General features: G+C 74.7%; 2 pseudogenes. One reads left to right on the top strand and one right to left on the bottom strand.

The annotated features are described in order from the left end of the window. Positions 1 to 554: pseudogene (locus EAO77_RS40965) on the top strand (LacI family transcriptional regulator); the annotation flags it as partial. Here EAO77_RS40965 and EAO77_RS40960 read toward each other — a convergent pair. Continuing rightward, a pseudogene (locus EAO77_RS40960) lies at positions 477 to 704 on the bottom strand (LacI family transcriptional regulator); the annotation flags it as partial. The pseudogenes EAO77_RS40965 and EAO77_RS40960 overlap by 78 nt on opposite strands. Between the last annotated feature and the right edge of the window lie 31 nt (positions 705 to 735).

Raw genomic sequence — 735 nt, 5'->3', positions numbered from 1 at the left:
GCAGCAGCCGGATGCTGGCGATGCTCGTSCTCGACATGGCCAACCCCTTCTTCGTCTCCGTGGCCAAGGGCGCGGAGCGCGCCGCCCGCGACGCCGGCCTCGGCGTGATGCTCGGCAACAGCGCGGGCAGCGGCGACGAGGAGGCGTACTACCTGTCGCTCTTCGCCGAGCAGCGGGTACGGGGTGTCCTCGTCACCCCCGCCGACCACGGTGGCCGCCACGTCCGCGAGTTCGCCCGGCACGGCATCCCGTTCGTCYRCGTCGACCGGGCGCTGCCCAGCGCCGAGGGCTGCTCGGTGTCCGTGGACGACATCACGGGCGGCGCCCTCGCCGTGCGCCACCTCGTGCAGCGCGGGCACCGGGAGGTCGTCTACGTCAGCGGCCCCATGCACCTCGCGGCGGTCGCGGCACTGCGCGAGGTGCATGGGGCCGCTGACGTAGACGACCTCCCGGTGCCCGCGCTGCACGAGGTGGCGCACGGCGAGGGCGCCGCCCGTGATGTCGTCCACGGACACCGAGCAGCCCTCGGCGCTGGGCAGCGCCCGGTCGACGTGGACGAACGGGATGCCGTGCCGGGCGAACTCGCGGACGTGGCGGCCACCGTGGTCGGCGGGGGTGACGAGGACACCCCGTACCCGCTGCTCGGCGAAGAGCGACAGGTAGTACGCCTCCTCGTCGCCGCTGCCCGCGCTGTTGCCGAGCATCACGCCGAGGCCGGCGTCGCGGGCGGCGCGC

Origin of the sequence: Streptomyces sp. T39 (assembly GCF_008042045.1) — a bacterium.
Lineage (GTDB): Bacteria > Actinomycetota > Actinomycetes > Streptomycetales > Streptomycetaceae > Streptomyces.
Note: the sequence above shows the minus strand (reverse complement) of the source record. Positions and strands in the feature narration are given on the sequence as shown.